Source organism: Pseudomonas sp. FSO-7 (genome assembly GCF_059579345.1).
On record NZ_CM184193.1, the window covers coordinates 6500067 to 6519405 of the forward strand.

Here is a 19339-nt window from a genome sequence, read left to right on the forward strand (position 1 = left end):
TACCACCTTCCCTGTCTTGTGCCGCCCTAGCATGGAGTCCCCCAGCGTTTCGCTCCGGGACTCCACGTCGCACAAGTCAGGGAGACTCCGATGACACAAAGCTCTGCACCCACACGCCTCAAGCCCGCAACCGACCCCAAGGACACCGTGCTCAACCGGCTGCTCGCCGGCCCCACCTACCCCGAGGTGGCCGCCATCCTCCTGCGGGACGGCCTCAGGAAGCTCTACCCCACGCTCAACCTCGACCCACACACCACCGTGGTCGGCGAGCCGGCGTGGGACATCGTCGACGGCGAAATCATCGAACGCCCGACGCGCTATGAAACCCTCAGCGACATGCTCGCCGGACTGTTGAACGACAGCAGCCCGACGCTGCTGATCGAAGGGCTACACTTTTTGACCCAGCTCCCCCTCACGACCCCCGACGTGCATTTGCCCGTGCGGATCGACCAGATCGGGCGGCTGATCAACGAACTGCAACCGGCCATGCTGACGGCCTGCCAGGAACAGCAATTGGCCTATTGGAATGCCTCCGTCGACGACGCCGGCCCGCGCTGGCATGAACTCTCCGGTGCGCTGCGCACGGCCTGGGACGTCACGCGGGTCAAGGGTTGGAGTGAAACTGAATGCGCCATGGCCAGGTATTTGTTCCGTTATCCCGAACGTCAAGGCCGCCAGGACAATCCCCTCTATGACGCCCATGCCTATCTGATCGATATCGACGGCATCGACGGGGATCACGTGCAACGCATGAGTGACAACAGCATCGTGGTGCTGATCGGCAAGATCGACAACAAGGAAGTCATCCTCAAGTACTCGATCTTCAATGGCTATGAACGGTTCGACACCCAACAGGCACTAGGGCAATCGCTCCCCGCCCATCTGGGTCCGGACAGCGTCCGGAACATCCAATGGCGGCTGTATGAGCCCGACGGCAATATCTTCGATTACAAGGCCTGCGGGATGATCGCCGAGCAGGTCAGAATCGTCGGTACTGCTAACACCTCGGACACGGTTACGTTCCGTGAAACCAACCAGTCCACCGTGGAGGTCGGTGACGAGACTGTGGAGGCCTGGTATCAAAAACAGATGCCCCATTGGTTGCTGAAGGCCTCGCCATCCGACCTGGTGCTGTTTGCCCAGCACATGAAGGACCTGTCGATCTTGAGTCACGCCCATGCCGGCAAAACCTACCTGGACGATATTCCTTCCATCAAGGCCTACGCGCTGAACGCCTTGAAAACCCAGATGGCGTCGGAACATGCCGACGCCTCGAAGCTCGATCTGGAAACCATCGAGATCGAGGTGCGCAGCCCGGTCATCTGGGGGAGCTTCGTGGTGCCCGGCAGGGTCGACACGGCCCGGTTCAGCCTGGTGGAGCTGGCCTTGCAAAACCTGATCGCGCTGCCCCTGGGCAACAAAACCGTCAAGTCGCTGGACGACAGTGAGCTGCCCGAATGGATGACCGTCACCTACCTCGAGAACCTCATCACCCAAATCGATATCGGTCGCGTTTATCCTGAACGGGTCAAGAGCAAGTTGCTCGACGATCCGACGGAGTCGGCCCGCCGCGAAAAACTCTACACCGACCAGTTGCGCATTCAGTTGCCGATGCTGGCCTTGGAAAGCAAGATCCGTGGCCAAGGTAACCTGGACGAAAAGGGCTACCGTTACGTCGCCGCCCTGATGGAACCTGACGAAGCCGATCGCAAGGTGGACGGCAACCCTATCGTCCTGCGCCAACTGGCCTTCGTCCCGGAGCTGCAATTGGGCAGCTCGGAGGACGTGGTGACCAATATGTTCGTCATCGGCCCCCAGGATTCGAACGCCGGGCCCTGCCTGTTGTATCGGCCGATGCTCGAACCGCAGTTGTGCCAATACCCGTCGTTCAGCAACCTGCTGTATGCGATCAGGCAAACGCCTGCCTTGCGCCAATCGGTGCTGGCCTGGTTGCCCGATGGGGTGCGTGACGATTACGGCCGATACGTGTTCCCGGACCTGCTGCCCTCCCCCTGGAGCATCGTGGCGTTCGTGGCCGCGCCGTTGACGTCCTTGGCCAATAGCGGCCCCATCGGCTTGACCGACAAGACCCTGGGGGCGGATTTCCTGCCGCTGTTGTTCAAAGCCAACGCCCAAGCCTTGGTCGAGTTGGCCGATCGTGAGTCGATCTCCAACCACGAGAGTCGCTGGCAAACCTTCAAGCGTGCCGGCTGGCTGATGCTGAACCTGGCGTTGCCTTACCTGGGAACGGCCGTCGGCACAGCGGCGTGGCTCTGGCAGATCCTCGACGAGATGGAACAGCTGACACAGAACCGCGAAGGGGCCGACAGCCAGGCCAAGTGGGAGACGTTCACCGACCTGCTGTTGAACATCGCCCTGGCGATCATTACCCACACCATCGACCGCGCCAGGGCCGCCCGACGTCCGCGCCGGCCAGAGGCACCGGAAGTAGTGGTGCACGAACTGGAAAACCTGCCCAAGCCAAAACCTGAGTTCGTGATAGAGCAACAGGTGCCGCTTGCCAGCACGGCGTTGCCAACCGAGCACTACGCGACCATTCGTTCCAGCGGCGCCTTGATGGGCCGGTCGAGGGACAGCACCAAGCTGCTCGACAGCTTCAGCCTCGAAGCGCCCCAGGACCCAGGCCAACGCCAGACCGAGGGCGCGCTCAAAGGGCTCTATGAGCAGGCCGGCGACTGGTACGCCAACTTGGCCGGCAAATGGTTCAAGGTGCTGGTAGAGGGCGAACAGGTATCGATCATCGATGAGAAGGACCCTGCCCGCGCGGGCCCTCCCCTGATGGGTGATGCACAGGGCGAGTGGCACGTGGATACGCGTCTGCGTCTGCGCGGCAGCGGGTCGCAAGGGGTCAGGCAGAAAGTCATCGCCGCGGCGACACGTCGCCGAATCGAGCTGTTGCTGGAACTGAACCTGTTCGAAGCCAAGAAGCCGCAGCACCAGAAGCTGCTGACCATGCAGGCGCAGGAAATGAACGAGGCGACGGGCGCAGCCAAGGAAACCAAGCGCGACACCTACGTCAACACCTTGAAAGCCCAGCGGGAAAACTACGAAAAAGCCTTGAAGATCCTCTTGGAATGGCCGGTGTTCCAGTCCCGGCCCGACTACCCCCGAACGCGGCTCGGCTACCTGAACGCGCAGATCAACTTCACCTTCGTGGAGATGGATGCGCTGAACGAACGCTTCACCCCGGTCATGGGCAAGGCCAAGGCCATGATCACCTCCGGGGTCAAGGTGCTGGAGCAAGCGCATATCGATACCGCCGAGAGCATGATCCGCGTCGGTGACGACATGATCGAGCGCCTGGACTACATGGAAACCCGCTTCGCCGAGCTCAAGGAGGTGGGCCACGAAGGCTTCGAGTTTGTCCGACGACACCGTAAAAAGATGCCGCTGTACACGAGTGACGACCTGCAACTGATCAAGCTCGATATGTTTCGCCACCTCTGCCTGTCCCTTGAAAGCGTCGAGTCGATGCCCGAGGGCTGGGAGGCCATCAACCAGATTGTCGATAACGCCACGGTGGCGTACCAAAGCCTGCGCGACGCGATCGATGAGCGCAGCGTGATCCGCTTGGACGAGCAGATCGACGCCTTTGGCAGCCTGATCGAACAGTTCACGGCCATCGACGAACATCTCCAATACCTGACCAATGAATACAAGGGCAGCGCCCGCCCGATACAACTCACTCGACTGCGCACCGGGATTGGCCTGGCCAAGAAACGCACATTGCGCCATTTGGCCGCCGCCCTCGATGAACGAAGCAACCGGCGCATCGCAACCTCGCCTTACGACCTGCGCCCAAGACCCCGGAAAAAATTCATCCGGGCGCGCTTCTGGGGGCTCGTCAGTGGCGAACCGCGTTTATCGAAAACCCTGGAGGAAACCGATTGGGTCGACGTGAAGAATCCGTTTTCGGGCGAGATCATCGTCACGTTCCACCGCAAGGAAACCGGCGAGTGGATTCCTCACGTCAAGCCCGACGCCACGCCGGCCGCCGTCCCGGCATTGGCCACCAGCATCATTAAGGGCACCGACCTGATCAACGGATTGACGGCGTTCAAGGCACAGATCGAGCAAACCGTAGAGCAGACGCACCAAACGCCCGCCGGCATCGGGATGATCCTCAACGCCCATGCCGGCAGGATGGAAAAAGTCAGCGCGGCCATTCAAAAGGCCCTCGACCAGGCGCAAGGCGTCGAGTCCAACGAGACAGCGGAGCTTCCCGCCGTACAACGGCGCTCGGCCGAGGCCTTGCGCCTGCAATTGGAAAAGGAGGCGAGCGCCCTTCACGTCCTGGGGTTTGAAACCGTACTGAACGTCATCAAGCGCCGCCCACCGACCATGAGTGGCGTCATCTGGCTTAAAAGCCGCAACCAGATTTCCATCACCAAGCAAAAGGCCCGGCAACGGATCAAGACCCCGCCGTACGGCTACCTCGACCGGTATGAAATCAAGGACCTGAAAACCAATAAAACGCTGTGGTTCGCCGACTTCCGTTACTCGACCAACTGGGTGCCGGCCTATGCGTTTCTGTCCGGGCGCTTGAAAACCCTTGAGCAAATCGACCAGAAGGCCTCCCCCCTCGTCCCCACCAAGGCGTTCAACCAGCGTCAATTGATCGACCATTACCGCAGCGAAATTGCCGCGGACCAAGCCAAGGAGGTGTTCTTCCAGAAAAAACACGGGTGACCCGGACGCCGTACGGCTGCATATACATAGTTACCACCTTCGCTGTCATGCCCCTCCCTAGCATGGAACCCCCGAAGCACTCGGCTTCGGGGGGGTCCACGTATCACCAGACAGGGAAAGTAAAATGACAGAAACCGTCGCAACCACCATGAGTTTTACCTCCGAAGTCAGCCTCAGGGAGGCGGTGCTCAATCAAATGCTTGCAGGGCCCACCTCCTCGGAGGTTGCCAGCCTGCTGCTGCACAAAGCCCTCAAGAGAATGTACTCGACGCTGGACCTCGATCCACACAACACGGTGGTCGGCGAACCGAATTGGGACGTCGTCGACGGCAACATCGTGGCGCTTCCCACCCGCTATAAATCCCTCAGCGATCTGTTGGCCGAGCGCGTGGGTGAGAGCGAGTCGACCTTGCTGATCGAAGGGCTGCATTTTCTGACAAAGCTGCCCCTCACTTCTCCGCCGGTGCATCTGCCGGTGCGTATCACCCTGATCGGACTGCTGATCAACGAACTGGTCCCCGCCATGACGTCCGCTTTCCAGGAACAACAACTGGTGTACTGGAACACGCCGCTCGGCACCTCTGGCCCCCGCTGGCATGAGCTTTCCAGCAACCTGCGCAAGCTCTGGAACGTCAGCCAGGTCCCGGGCTGGACGGCGACTGAATGCGACATGGCCAGGCAGTTGTTCCTTTACCCGGACCTGCAGGACCGCAAGCGCCATGACCGCTATGACAGCCATGCCTATTTGATCGATATCGATGAAATGGACGGCGACAGGGTCAGCCGCGTGAACGAAAACTCGATCGTGGTCTTGATCGGAAAGATCGACCGCAAAGAAGTCATTCTGACGTACTCGCTGCGCAACGGTTATGAGAAGTTCGATTCACAAGACGCATTGGGTCAATCCCTGCCGACTCATCTGAACAGCGCCAACCGCACACAAATCCAGTGGCGGCTGTATGAACCCGACGGCAATGTCTTCGATCACAAGGCCTGCGGGCTGATCGCCATGCAGGTCAAAGTCATCGGGGACCCCGGGTTCCTGGAAGGCCTGATCGCCGACGAGAGCGCACAGGCGGACAACGACGGACCGAACAGGGATAACGAACCTGCCGAGGACTGGTTTCAGAAACAGATTCCCGGTTGGTTGCAAGCCGCGTCGACATCCGACCAGTTCCTGTTCGCCCAACACCTGAAGAACCTTTCGGCGCTGGGCAGCGCCCATGCCGGCAAGACCTACCTGGAGGGTATTCCCTCCATCAAGCAGTACGCGTTGAACAGGCTCAAGCAGCAGATGCTGTCGGACCATGCCGACGCCTCGACCCTCGACCTGGAAAACATCGAGGTCCAGATACGCAGCCCGGTGGTCTGGGGGTCGTTCGTGGTCCCCGGCAAAATCCAAACCACGCGGTTCAGCCTCGTTGAGCTGGCCTTGCAAAACCTGATTGCGCTGCCCCTGGGGGACAAAATAGTCAGGTCACTCGACGGCCATGCGTTACCCAAATGGATGACCGCCGATTATGTCGAAAATCTCGTCACCCAAATCGACATCGGTCGCGTTTATCCCAACCTGATCAAGCACACACTCCTCGACGATCCGGCCGAATCCACCCGGCGCGAAAACCTCTACACCGCTCAGTTACGCATCCAGTTACCGCTGTTGGCGCTGGAGAGCAAAATCCGTGGCCTGGGGGACATCGATGAACGGGGTTATCGCTATGTCGCCGCGCTGATGGAGCCCAAGGAATCCGAGCGCCAGGTCGATGGGCAAACCATCGTCCTGCGCCAATTGGCGTTCGAATCCAAGCATGCACTGAGCACCTCGGCAGACGTCGTCACCAACATGTTCGTGATCGGCCCGAAAGATCCGGATGCAGGCCCCTGCCTGCTTTATCGACCGTTGCTGGAGCCGCAGCTGTGTCAGTACCCGGCGTTCAGCAACTTGATCTACGCCATCCGGCAAACCGCCTCCTTGCGCCAATCGGTACTGGCGTGGCTGCCCGATGGGGTACGTGCCACTTACAGCCGGTTCGTTTTCCCCGGCGCCCTGCCTTCGCCCTGGGCCATTGCAGAGTTTGCGGCCGACCCTGTGTCGTCATGGCTCAATAGCGCCCCCATCGGTTTGCGCGAGGAAACCCTGGGGGCTGACTTCCTGCCGCAGCTGTTCAAAGCCAACGCCGATGCCTTGGTCGAGCTGGCCGATCGGCAATCGGTGTCCAACAGCGAAAATCGGTGGGCCACCTTCAAACAGGCCGGCTGGTTGATTTTCAACCTGGCGCTGCCTTATCTGGGCAGCGCCGTGGGCACCGCGGCCTGGCTCTGGCAAATTCTGGACGACCTTGAAACGTTGACCCAGAGCGACGAAGCTTCCAACCGCCAAGCCACTTGGGAAGCCTTCGTCGACCTGCTGCTGAACATGGCCATGGCGATCACGACTCACGCCATCGACCGCGCCCGGGAAAACGCGGACAGCCGTCGACCAGCGGCGCCAGCGGTCGTGCATGAATCGCAAAGCCCGACAAAACCTGAACTCGTGATCGAGCGGCTCGCCCCGTTAACGCACAAAAAACCGTCACCTGAGCACTATGACGCCATCCGCGCCAGCGGTGCCTTGACGGACCAACCGGCAAAACGCGCCAAGCTGCTTGAGTCCTTCAGCGTGAGCGAACCTGAAAACGCCGAACAGCCCATGATCGAAGGCGCGCTCAAAGGGCTCTACCAGCAGGGCGGGAACTGGTACGCAAAAATCGCCAGCCAGTGGTTCAACGTGACGGTGGAGGGCGAGCATGTGTCCATCGTCGATGCAAACGACCCCACGCGTACCGGTCCGCCCCTGATCAATAATGCAGCGGCAGAATGGCATATCGACCCTCGCCTGCGTTTGCGCGGCAGCGGCTCAAAAGGCGTCAGGCAGAAAGTCATCGCGGATGCGAAACGCCTCAGCAACCGACTGCTTGCCGAACTGAACCGGTTCGAGGAAAGGAAAACCCAGAACCAGAAGCTGCTGACCATGAACGCCAAGGAAATGAGCCAGGCATCGGGCGCTTCCAGGGAGGCCCGGCGCAACGTCTATTTGAGTACCTTGAAAACCCAGCGGGAAAGCTACGAAGAAGCGTTGGAGATTTTGATTCAGTGGCCCGTCTTCCAATCAAGGCCCGACGCACCTCAAGCCAGGCTCGGTTACCTGAACGCGCAAATCAACTTCACGTTCGAAGAGATAGACACCTTACAGGAGCGATTCGCCCCGGCCCTGAAAACCGCCGTGGACATGACCACCTCAAGCATCGAGCACGTGGAGCAAGAACACGTTGATGCCGCCGACAGCATGATCAGAATCGGTGACGACATGATCGAGCGCCTGGATTACATGGAGACGCGCTTCTCCAGGCTGAGGAAGGTCGGGCGCGAAGGCGTTGAACTGCTCCGGCAACACCGGGGGAGGATGCCGTCCTACACGAGCGATGCGATTCGGCTCATCCAGTTGGACATGTATCGCCACCTTTGCTTGTCACTGGAAAGCATCCCCGACATTCCCGAAGGCTGGGCCGACATGAACCAGCTTGTCGATAACACCACGATCGCATTTCAAAGCCTGCACGACGCCATCGATGAACGCAGCGTGATCCGCCTGGACGAGCAGATCGATACATTCGGCAGCCTGACGGAGCAGTTCACCGCCATCCAAGAGCATCTCCAATACCTGGGCGAGGAATACAAGGACAGCGTCCGTTCAACCGAACTCAATCGACTGGGCAGGCAGGTCGGCAATCTTAAAAAACGGGCGTTGAATCAGTTGGCCCGCGCCCTCGATGAAAGAAGCAACCGGCGAAGCGAAGCCGGCCCTTATCGGGAACGCCCAAGGCCCAGGAAGAAATTCATCCGGGCGCGTTTTTGGGGCCTGGTCAGCGGGGAACCCCGTTTGACCAAGACCCTGGAAGAAACCGATTGGGTCGATGTCAAACACCCTCTCACGGATCGCATCATCGCCACCTTCCATCGCAAGGAAACCGGCGAGTGGCTGCCCCATGTGAATACCGACACGCCGTTGGCCGTCCCGGCGCTGGCAACCAGCATCACCAAGGGCAAGGCGCTGCTCGACGGCTTGGTGGCGTTCAAGGCCCAGGTCGAGCAATACACGAAGAAGCCAGAGCGGTCACCCACCGGTATCGGCCTGCTTCTGAACGCACACGCCAACCGAATGGAGAAAGTCGCCATCGCAATCACCAAGGGCCTGGACAGTGCGTCGAACGAAACGGTGGGTATTTCGGCAGAGCAACAACGTGTGGCGCAATCCACGCGCACGGCACTCAAGAAGGCGTCGAAAACCCTTCACGACGAAAGCTTCGAAACCGTACTGAACGTCATCAAGCAACGGCCGCCGACCATGAGCGACATCATCTGGCTTAAGAGCCGAAACCAGATTTCCATCACCAAGCAAAAAAATCGGCAACGCATCAAAGTCCCTGTCCATGGCTATCTCGACCGGTATGAGATCAAGGACCTGACCACCACTAAGACCCTCTGGTTTGCCGATTTCCATTACTCGAGGAACTGGGTGCCACCTCATGCGTTCCTTTCCGCGCGTTTGAGAACACCTGAGCAGGTCAGTCAAGGGATAAGCGTCGAGTCCACCCAGGCACTTAATCCGCGGCAACTGATGGAGCATTACCGCAGCGAAATTGCCGTGGATCAGGCCAAGGAAGTGTTTTTTCCAAAACAATCATGACGGTAAAAACCAGGGCATCCACAGATGTCCTGGTTCCGCGTCTTCAGATTTTCCAGGCGGTCGCCAGGCCCGCCAGCGCGATGTCTATCGCCGCTGGCGGGACGGCCGCGAACCCCAGCACCAACCCGGCGCGCACCTGGGACGGTGTTGTCGCCGGCAACCAATAGCCACTCAAGCCATTGACTTCCACGCCTGCGCTGACCGCTTGGGCGATCAGTTCGCGCTCACGTTCAACGCTGTCCACCGGCACCGTGACATGCAGCCCGGCCACCACGGTGGGCATCGCACCCACTCCCGCGATCGCCTTCGGCCAGCCCGCCAGCAACGCATCACGCCGGGCCAGGGCGGCTCTGCGCATGCGCCGGATATGCCGCTGGAAATGCCCGGCGGCCATGAACTCGGCCATCACCGCCTGGGTGCTGACTTCAGAATGGCGCACGTCCACGGCGCGGCGCCGGGCGAAGGCGTTGACCAGGCCTGGCGGCAGCACCAGGTAGCCCAGGCGCAGGGCCGGGAATGCTACTTTGCCGAATGTGCCGACATAGAGCACCCGCCCCTGACGATCCAGTGCCGCCAAGGGCGCCAGGGGCGCGCCGCTGTAGCGGTACTCGCCATCGTAGTCGTCCTCGACGATCCAGCCGTCGTTGCGTTCGGCCCAGGCCAGCAGTTCCAGGCGCCGTGGCAGGCTCATGACCACCCCGGTCGGGTATTGATGGGACGGGGTGACATAGGCCAGCCGACAATGGCTCAACCCACCGAGCGCCGTGCAATCCAAGCCCTCGCCATCCACCGGCACGCCCCGGACATCGGCACCGGCCACGGCGAACGCATGCCCGGCCGCGCGATAGCCGGGATTTTCCACCGCCACGACGTCGCCCGGGTCCACCAGCAGCTGTGCACAAAGGCTGATGCCCTGCTGTGCGCCACTGGTGATCACAATTTGTTCAGCCGTGCAGTGCAGCCCCCGGGAGCTGCGCAAATAAGCGGCGATCAGCCCGCGCAAGCGCGCGTCCCCTTGGGAATCGCCATAACACAGCTGTTGCAGGTCCGGCTTGCGCCAGAAAGCCGCATTCAGCTTGGCCCAGACGTCGAAAGGGAACAGATCGAAAGCCGGCACACCGACCCTGAATGCTCGCGGCGGGCCACTGGGCGGCTGGGGCAAATGGTGGTTTTCGACGCGGTTCAACGCGTCGCTGTGGATAACTTTACTGGATGGAACCACAGGCAAATCCAGCCAATCTGTGGATAAGGTTGTGGGTAAGCCTGTTGAAAACCCTGTGGATACTTTTGTGGATATGTTTTTCAGCGGCAGTGCCGTCGAGGACAGTTTGGCCACGTAAGTACCGTCACCGACCCGTCCTTCGATGAAACCCTCGGCGTAGAGCTGGTCGTAGGCCCGCACCACGCTGTTGCGCGAAATCGACAAGGCCGCCGCCAGATCGCGGCTGGCCGGCAGGCGCGTGCCGCTGGCCAGGCGTCCGTCCAGCACCCGGGCACGCAACGCCTGGTAAAGCTGGCGGCTGAGCCCCTGGCGGCGGTCCAGCTCGATGCCAGCGGGGTTGAACGACAGTGGCGGCACGGCGTTGTGCATGACAGCCCTCACGAATGGACCTATCGAATTGGCCGGAAGTGGCTCTTACAACAGACCAATAGCCTGCCTAGGATGCTCGCATTCGCCAAGGAAAATCATCATGTACAACCCCAAAGCCTTTGCCGTCGAAGACCTGCCTCAACTGCACCAGATGATGGGCGATTGCCGCCTGGCCGTGTTGGTCACCCACGGTGAGCACGGTTTGCAGGCCAGCCATTTGCCGCTGTTGCTGGACACGCAACAGGGGCCGAACGGCAGCCTCTACGGGCACATGGCCCGGGCCAATCCACAATGGCGCGACCTGGAAGCCGGCGCCGAGGCCCTGGTGATATTCGCCGGTGCCGAGGCCTACGTCAGCCCGGGCTTCTACCCGAGCAAGGCTGAACACGGCAAGGTCGTGCCGACCTGGAACTACGTGGCCGTACACGCCTACGGCAGCGCCGAGGTGTTCAGCGACGCGCAACGCCTGCGCAACCTGGTCAGCGCCCTCACCGACCGCCACGAAAGCGCTCGCGCCCTGCCCTGGAAACTCGATGACGCACCGGCCGAGTACATCGACAGCATGCTCAGGGCCATCGTTGGCTTCGCCCTGCCCATCCAGCGCCTGGAAGGCAAGCGCAAGCTCAGCCAGAACCGCAGCCCGGCGGATGCCGCCGGGGTACGCAACGGCCTCGCCACCAGCCCCGACCCGCAGGACCAGGCCCTCGCCCACCTGATGCCTGAACCATCGTCCAAGGAGTGAACATGAGCCGAATCGAAATCCGCCGCGTCAGCGCCGACGATCACGCCGCCTGGCTGCCGTTGTGGCACGCCTACCTGCGTTTCTACAACACCGAACTGCCGGAGGCGGTCAGCCAAAGCACTTGGCAGCGCTTGCTCGATGAGCGTGAACCGACCCATGCTGCCCTGGCCTGGCAAGGCGACACGGCGGTAGGCCTGGTGCACTTTATTTATCACCGTTCGAACTGGAGCATCGAGAACTCCTGCTACCTGCAAGACCTGCTGGTGACGGAACAAAGCCGCGGCACCGGTGTGGGCCGCCAACTCATCGAGTTCGTCTACGCCACCGCCAAGGCCGATGGTTGCTGCAAAGTGCACTGGTTGACCCACGAAACCAACGCCACGGCGATCCAACTGTACGAGCGCATCGCCGAGCGTCCAGGCTTCATACAATTTCGCAAAGCCCTTTAAGGAACGCCGCATGTCGACTTCACTCGCTGATTGGAAAGGTGTCCCGGCGCCGTCTGCGCAATTGCTCGAAGGGCGTTTCATCCGCCTGGAAAAACTCGACCCGGCACGGCATGCCGACGGCTTGTGGCAAGCCCTCGAAGGCCCCGGGGCCGACCCGAAACTGTGGGATTACTTGCCCTATGGCCCGTTCAAGGAGCGCGGCGCGTTCGATGCCTGGCTGGATAATCATGCGGCCAACAGCGACCCGTATTTCTTCAGCGTGATCGACCGCGCCAGCGGCGAGGTGCAGGGCATTCTCAGCCTGATGTCCATCGTCCCGGCCCAAGGCCGCATCGAGATCGGCCACGTGACCTTCGGCGCGCCGATGCAGCGCTCGCCGAAAAGCACCGAGGCGGTTTATCTGCTGGCCAAGGAATCGTTCGCCCTGGGTTATCGGCGCCTGGAATGGAAATGCAACAACGCCAACGCCCGCTCCAAATACGCCGCCGAGCGGCTGGGGTTCACGTTCGAGGGCGTGTTCCGCCAGCACATGGTGGTCAAGGGCCAGAACCGCGACACCGCCTGGTACTCGATGCTGGACTCGGAATGGCCCGCCATCGGCGCCGGGTTCGAACGCTGGTTGAGCGACGAGAACCAGCGCGAGGACGGGCAGGTGCGTGGCTTGGTGGAGTGTCGATCCTAAGTCAGCTGCCGATCACCTACCCTGTGGCGGACTGTAATCCACAACCCTGTGGCGAGGGGATTTATCCCCGTTGGGGTGCGAAGCAGCCCTGAAACCTACCGCCTCGGTGGGTCAGGTTGATTGTGTCCAGCCTTTTGGGGGCTGCTGCGCACCCCAGCGGGAGCAAGCTCCCTCGCCACGGTTTTGGTTGGAAACCCAAGGCCCGCCACAACACAACCTCTGTGGCGAGGGAGCTTGCTCCCGCTGGGGTGCGCAGCAGCCCTAAACCTACCGCCTCGGTGGCTCAGGTGATTGCGTTCAGCCTTTTGGGGGCTGCTGCGCAGCCCAGCGGGAGCAAGCTCCCTCGCCACAGAAGCTGCGGAACACCCGTTGGCCAAGGCAGTATCGCGTGGAGAAAAAACGTGCTCCTCCAAGTCACTCAGATTCCGACGCTTTGCGTGCCGCCAGGAATGACCGGAGCGATTCGGGGGTCGCCCCCGGTCCGGCGTATTGCCAGGCCCAGTCCGGTATCGTTCCATGACGACTCAGGTAAAGCGCGAGCGTCAGGCGGCTGTGTTCGGCAAGCGTTCCTGGAAAGTCAAAGGTGTGCAGAAATGCCAGGACCTGTCTCGGGGTTACGTTATAAGTGCCGAGAATAACCTGATGGGCACGGGCTTCATCGGCGGCAAGGCTGTCGATCAACGCACTGGTGAACGCCGACTCGGAACTCAGCGAATCACGCTGCGCCAGTGTTTGCCGGATATTCTCATCGCTGAACTGCGGCCCCACCAGGTCTTCCCAGATTCGCCGGGCGCTACGCGCTGAGATACCGGGCATGGTTTGAATGGATTGCCAGAGGTACGGAACCTCGAACAAAACCGCGATCCGGCTGTTGGGAACCCTCTGCCCTGTCATGCTGAACAAACCCGTGGCATTCGACATATTGCTTTTATCGAGATAACGCACGCCTTGGACAAAATCCCAAAACTCCACTAATTCATTCTGACGGTAAACAAGGTTGCGTAGATTGCTATCACTGAACGGCCCCATCCAATCAATGTCAATGCGGCCCCATCTCACCATCTCTTGATAACGGCTGCTGGCATATTCGGCAATGATCTGAAGTCGCGTGCTATTCAATGCCGGATTACGTATCCATGCCGCAAGATTCTTCACCGGAAACAGGCCGCCCAGATTGGAGCCGATCACGGGACTGCGCAGGAGGATCTGGGCCCGCCTCAACAAGGCGGGGTGACGCCCGAGGGTCACAGTGAGCAGGTCCGTGAGGTCCTCGACCCTGTCGTAGTATTTGAACTGGTCCATCAGATCATCGTCGTCGATGACCTTGCCTGTTTCATGCTCGTATCGACTACTCACTTTTTCGAGATCATCGTGATCTACCAGATACTTACCATCGAGTCGTTCTTCGAGCTGATCGGGATTGAGCCGACCATGCACGGCTTCATCGTATTTGACGAAGGCCATGTCATTGCGAGGATGATGGTCTGTCAGGTCACGGGCCCTGACACCGTACTCGAGCATGATGTGCACCACGTCCTGAGTGAGCATGAGGTATTCATTATTGAGCAGCTCGGCGATTTCCCGACTGTTGATGGGCTGCAGCAGCACATCCTCGAAGAACGCCTGCAAGGCCTGATCCTTTTGCGCGTAATACGGAATGCTGCTCAGCGCCAGGATTCCCGGCGGGCGGGGTGATAAAAATTTCCCAATGTATTGCAGGATCTCCGGCGGCAAGTCAGCCACTTGGGCCTGGTTCAATACCCTGCGCTCCATTTCTCTTGCATACAGGTTCAAGTAATTGCGCAGCGGCTGGAACAAGCCATTTGGATTGTCACCGCCATAGATGATTCGGGTGAGATCGAGCACGGCCGACTCGTCCATGATATCTGCCAGCGTCCGTGCGTTATCAGAGAGCGCTTGCTGGATGCCGGAGGGTTGCGCCACCAGGTAGTCATGCACCTCCGGGTGCAGATCGATGTAATCGGCCAGGTCGTTGCGCAATCCCTGCATCGAAAACCGCTCCGACGCCGGCCCCTCATTCAGTCCCCGGGCGGTGGCATTGAAGAAGCAGTCACCGTTGGCATCGAACTCGACGACCTCGTCACCCAACATCAGGTTGTAATGGTTCTCACCGATTCGGGTCAAGACGACATCGGTGTCTGATCTCAGCGGATGATCGATCGCCGGATAAGCCCGTTCGACCTGTCCGGGCGTAAAACGCACGGACCAGTCCTGCCGGTCCGGTCTTTGCTCGATGATCAACAAGCTGCGGTTGCGTGGCCAATTCGGCAGCCGGGTAATGAGGGCCGGGACCAGATCCATGATCTCGACGTCCCACTCGCCAGACGTGCGCACCAGATCGGCAGCGGTGCGAGACGATGTGGCAGACCTCTTGGGATTCGAGGGGCCTGGCTGAGGGGACATCTCCCGTGAGCGCTTCCCACCGCCCCAGCCGTGTCCTACCGAGCGCCACTCGCCATCGGGCATGCGCGCCACGGTACTTCTGCTCACGCCACTGGAGCGGATGCTCAACCCCGTAACCGGGTCGACAATGGTGGCCTCGGTGGCCCTCAACCGCGTATGGTCGTGCACCCGGAACACCGTCCCGTCGGGTTGCCGCACATACACCGGGCGGGTCACGCTCCCCGTGGCGTTCTGCGTGATCGTGGGGCGATAAAACCCCTGAGGGTCCGGAGTGACGCCTTGCAGCAGCGACGTATCCGTCACGGCATAACGACGATAGAGCGCCTCTTCCAGCGGCAGCCCGCCCAGCGCTTCGGCCGGGTTTTGGCGAGCCGTCATCGCCAGGAAAGTGGACCGGCCGCGTACCGGCACGTTCACCCCACCGGACAACCCTTTCTGCACATGGTTTGCCACGCGATCGACGAACGCCAGGGTGGGCAGGTTCGTGGGCACGGCACCGGTCCTGAGCACCAGCAAGCCGGTCTTGATGGCGCGCTTGAGCATCTGGAAACCGGGCACCAGCAGCAGGCCGGCCAGGTCAAAGATGATCTCGACCGTCATCATTGCCAGCTTCGCCGCGGTTTGATGACTGATGTCCCGGTTGCTGTTGGAGCGGTGATCGGCGTAGGCGCTTTGGAATTCGACGTAGGCTCGGTGGAGTTCTTCAAAAAGATCGCCGCTGAACAACACCCCACGAATCAACGGCCGACCGCCTTGCTGCCCCAATGAACGCTTTATCTGCGTGGGGTCCAGCGTGGAAATACGCGAACGGAAATACGCCTGCCATTTTTCTTCCGGCAACAGCCCGGCAATGCCGTCGCTCAGGTCGGCGAACTCACGGAAATCATCGCCACCGGGGCTGTCCGGGAAATAAACGCCCACGGTGCCCTGGATATCCGGCCCGTCCTGATCGGTAAAAATCAACACACCATCGATGCTGACCGCATTATTGAGCGAGCCTTGCTGTCCTCCAACGCCCACGCTGCCGCCCAGCGCCAGGCCATGGACGCAGACCTTGCGCCCATCGACCCAAGAGCGCCCCGCCGCTGTCGGCGAACGCAAGACCGCGTCCAGCCAGCAAGCCACCCGCTTGCGCGACCTCGGTGGGTCGAAGGCCTTATCGAGCACCGTGGTCTTGAACACCTCGTCGCCCCTAAGCGGAGCCTCGTAGCCCTTGAATTGCAAATTGGCCAGATACGCCGCCTGCCAGGCGGCCTTGTATCCAGGTTTATTCATCTCCTTGCGCAGCAGGGTTTCATAACGGCCGCCAACATCGAGATGGCTCGCCATGCCGGCCAGTTGCTTGCCCGTCAACGTGACAAAAAAACCATTGGCCGGGTGCCTGATACGTTGGCCATGTCGATCGAGCAGATAAACCGGCAGGACTTCCCTCATCGCATTCGGGTATTGATGCGGGCGCAGGTTATCGAGCATCAACTGGGTCAGGCTGCTGGTACGGAACTGGCTCGGACGGGTTCCGCCGCCCTGGAACAGCGTGACCATGGTTTTGTCCGGGTCCGGCTCGATGCCCGGATACACGGTGCGCTCAAGGTATTGCCTGATTTGCTGGCGCGCGAACTGCAGCAGCGTCTGCACACCGCCGCCCAAGGCATAGACCGCCTTGAACACCTGCCCTTCCAGGCGACGATACTGGGATTGTTCGGAGCGGGTCGCGGCCTTGTAGAACCCAGGGCGATTGTTCTCCGCCAGGGTTTGCTGGCGCACCGCCAGGGGCCCGGCCAGTGCCAACATGGGCAGGCCCAGCGCACTTTCCGCACGTTGAGCGAAGGCGCTCAATGGGACGGTCTCGTTGCCTGGCGCGTTCAGCACCGTGTCCAGGGCAGCGCTTTGCAACTGCAGCAGGTCATCGGCCGCGACTTCGAACACATGCCCGGACAGCTCGGAGGAAATGTCGAGGATCGTGCGCTCCTGCCCATCGAAGGTCGGCTGCACATTGCTGATCAGGTCCTGGACAGAACGGAAGCGCTGTATCCCGCCTTCCAGGGAGTACAGGAACAACGTCAGCCGATCGGTAAACTTGATCACCATCGCCGCGGGCCATTTCTGCGGCGCGGCCGTGCCCATGTCCAGCATGACGGTATAGACGTGGGGGATGGGGGTCAGCAGCAAACGGTTTCGGTCCGCCTTGGCAGGATGGGTGGTGATGATGTCCAGCAGGCGGTCTTCATCTTTGTGCTGGATGCGCTCACTGGGTGTGAGTTGGGTGGCAGGCCCCCGATCAACTTTGTACAGGTCGAAAAAATGCAGGAATCGCAGGGAAAGCCAATGAGCAAGAGCCGCAGCCGTGGTGGGTAGCTCAAGGGTGCCCTCGCGGTAGCGGCGATTGCGAAACTGGGTCAAGTCGTCGCGAAACTGGCGCTTCACGCGTTCATTCGTAGTGGGGTTGGCGCGATAGAGCACCGCCTCCATGGCCCGTAGATCCTGCGCATCCAGCGGGCCGACAAACAGGCTGTCGGCCTCCTTTACCGAGCCTGGACGGCTGAAGAAACCCACGCCGCCGCCCGTATAGGTCGTCGGGGTGTCTGTTTGCAAACATCGCCACAGGACGTCGGTAAAACTCTCCGAGGTCGTCAACGAACGCCTGCCGTTCGAGTCGGCCGTAAAGTGACTCACATAGCAAAAGTCCGGATCGATCTCTTCAGGCCGTGCGGCGCGTAACTTGCGCGAAGGGATCTTGGTTTGCAGCATGTCGACCAGCAAACGCTTGAGCACGGTGTCGAACGTGGGAAGGCCGGCGAACAGACGCGCCAGTTTCGCCTGGTTGGTGTCCAGCAAGCCCAATAACCGCGCCTGCTCTTTTCCCTTGGGGCTGAGCAGATCGCCTTGAGCCTTGCTTTCGGGGCCGCTGGGTGACACGGGGGTGGGTTTAAGAGGGACAACCGAGGTATTCGATGGCGCGCCCGGCTCATCTTCGGGGAAAGTAGACATTCAAGGGTCCGGTTTTGATTGAGGAAACCGGACCCTATCCCGTGGCTGAAGCGCAAATGGCATAGATATGTATAGGCATCGCCGCGCGAGCGACGAGAATCGTAAGCTTGGATGTCCTGCCGGCAGCTCAGTCCAGCTGTTGCGCCAACACCGCAATATGCTCCGGCCCGATCCCGCAGCAGCCGCCCAGGTGATTGGCCCCGCGCTTGCGCCAGTCCGCCGCCCATTGCAGATAACCCGGTGGGTCGAGGTCTTCGCGCAACGGGTCCAATCCGTCGTTGGCCGTCGCTTCCTTCGGCTGCGGTGGGAAGGCGTTGGCGTAGGCACCGATGTCGATCTTCACCCCCAAGCGCTCGAAGGTGTCCCGCGCCGCATCGATGGCCGCGCCGATCACTTCCGGCTGGCTGCAGTTGAACAACAGCACTTCGACGCCCAGTTCGGCCGCCACCGCCGCAGCATCCGCCACCGGCTCGCCGGAACGCAGGCGCGGCACTTCATCGGTGTCTTCGTCTTTCAGGGTGAACGACAGCCAGAACGGCTTGCCGTCCTTGGGCAGCCCGGCGTGAATCGCCCGCGCTTCGACCGTGGAGCTTTGGGTCTCGGCCAGCCATACGTCGACATGGGGCGCCAGGCCGTTCACCAGAGGCGCCAACAGTTCACTGGCGCGGGAGGCGTCGAACAGATCCGGCCGATAGGAACCGAACAGCGGCGGCAGCGACCCGGCCACCCGCACCGCTTTGCCTGAGGCCCGTACCGCCCGTTGCGCCAGCTCGCCAGCCAGTGCGGCCAAGGCCTGGCCTTCGGCGGCGAACCGCGCCTCGCCAATATGAAACGGCACCACCGCATAGCTGTTGCTGGTGATCACCTGGGCGCCGCTGGCAATGTAGGCCGCGTGCACGGCTTCTACCGCCTGGGGCGCTTCGCTCAAGGCCAGGGCCGACCATTCGGGCTGTCGAAACGGCGCGCCCCGGCGTTGCAGTTCGCGGCCCATGCCGCCATCGAGAATGACTGTCGTTGCTGCGCCCAT

At 61.0% G+C, this 19339-nt stretch carries 8 protein-coding genes; 5 read left to right on the plus strand and 3 right to left on the minus strand.

Annotated elements, in window-relative coordinates; translation table 11 throughout:
- Positions 1-90 precede the first annotated feature (90 nt).
- Both AC515T_RS28630 and AC515T_RS28635 read left to right on the plus strand, forming a co-directional pair.
- Entirely contained in the window at positions 91-4710 is a 4620-nt protein-coding gene (locus AC515T_RS28630) for a dermonecrotic toxin domain-containing protein (RefSeq protein WP_496530880.1), read from the plus strand.
- Positions 4711-4834: 124 nt separating this feature from the next.
- Positions 4835-9436, plus strand: a complete 4602-nt coding sequence (locus tag AC515T_RS28635; RefSeq protein ID WP_496530881.1) for a dermonecrotic toxin domain-containing protein — start codon at positions 4835-4837, stop codon at positions 9434-9436.
- Positions 9437-9479: 43 nt separating this feature from the next.
- Here the strand turns inward: AC515T_RS28635 and pdxR are convergent, their stop codons facing one another.
- Positions 9480-11027: a MocR-like pyridoxine biosynthesis transcription factor PdxR gene (gene pdxR, locus AC515T_RS28640; RefSeq protein WP_496530882.1), complete on the minus strand. Its 1548-nt coding sequence runs from the start codon at positions 11025-11027 to the stop codon at positions 9480-9482.
- A gap of 100 nt (positions 11028-11127) precedes the next feature.
- Here pdxR and AC515T_RS28645 point away from each other — a divergent pair, with 100 nt between their 5' ends.
- Genes AC515T_RS28645 through AC515T_RS28655 form a run of 3 tightly spaced genes read left to right on the plus strand, consistent with a single transcriptional unit; the run spans position 11128 to position 12900 of the window.
- A complete protein-coding gene (locus AC515T_RS28645) occupies positions 11128-11769 on the plus strand; it encodes an FMN-binding negative transcriptional regulator (protein ID WP_496530883.1) in 642 nt (213 codons plus the stop codon).
- A 2-nt stretch (positions 11770-11771) separates the two neighbouring features.
- A complete protein-coding gene (locus AC515T_RS28650; protein WP_496530884.1) occupies positions 11772-12218 on the plus strand; it encodes a GNAT family N-acetyltransferase in 447 nt (148 codons plus the stop codon).
- Between the two features lie 10 nt (positions 12219-12228).
- Positions 12229-12900, plus strand: coding sequence for a GNAT family N-acetyltransferase (locus AC515T_RS28655; protein ID WP_496530885.1), 672 nt, complete (start codon positions 12229-12231; stop codon positions 12898-12900).
- A gap of 414 nt (positions 12901-13314) precedes the next feature.
- Here AC515T_RS28655 and AC515T_RS28660 read toward each other — a convergent pair whose 3' ends face one another.
- Together AC515T_RS28660 and AC515T_RS28665 are read right to left on the minus strand one after the other, a co-directional pair.
- Positions 13315-18312: a dermonecrotic toxin domain-containing protein gene (locus AC515T_RS28660; protein ID WP_496530886.1), complete on the minus strand. Its 4998-nt coding sequence runs from the start codon at positions 18310-18312 to the stop codon at positions 13315-13317.
- 127 nt (positions 18313-18439) lie between these two features.
- The gene (locus tag AC515T_RS28665) at positions 18440-19339 is read right to left on the minus strand and encodes a homocysteine S-methyltransferase family protein (protein ID WP_496530887.1); all 900 of its coding nucleotides are present in this window, start codon (positions 19337-19339) and stop codon (positions 18440-18442) included.

Coding starts and splice junctions, on each gene's coding strand:
- AC515T_RS28630 (WP_496530880.1), top strand. CDS start 91: ATGACACAAAGCTCTGCACCCACACGCCTCAAGCCCGCAACCGACCCC.
- AC515T_RS28635 (WP_496530881.1), top strand. CDS start 4,835: ATGACAGAAACCGTCGCAACCACCATGAGTTTTACCTCCGAAGTCAGC.
- pdxR (WP_496530882.1), bottom strand. CDS start 11,027: ATGCACAACGCCGTGCCGCCACTGTCGTTCAACCCCGCTGGCATCGAG.
- AC515T_RS28645 (WP_496530883.1), top strand. CDS start 11,128: ATGTACAACCCCAAAGCCTTTGCCGTCGAAGACCTGCCTCAACTGCAC.
- AC515T_RS28650 (WP_496530884.1), top strand. CDS start 11,772: ATGAGCCGAATCGAAATCCGCCGCGTCAGCGCCGACGATCACGCCGCC.
- AC515T_RS28655 (WP_496530885.1), top strand. CDS start 12,229: ATGTCGACTTCACTCGCTGATTGGAAAGGTGTCCCGGCGCCGTCTGCG.
- AC515T_RS28660 (WP_496530886.1), bottom strand. CDS start 18,312: ATGTCTACTTTCCCCGAAGATGAGCCGGGCGCGCCATCGAATACCTCG.
- AC515T_RS28665 (WP_496530887.1), bottom strand. CDS start 19,339: ATGGGCGCAGCAACGACAGTCATTCTCGATGGCGGCATGGGCCGCGAA.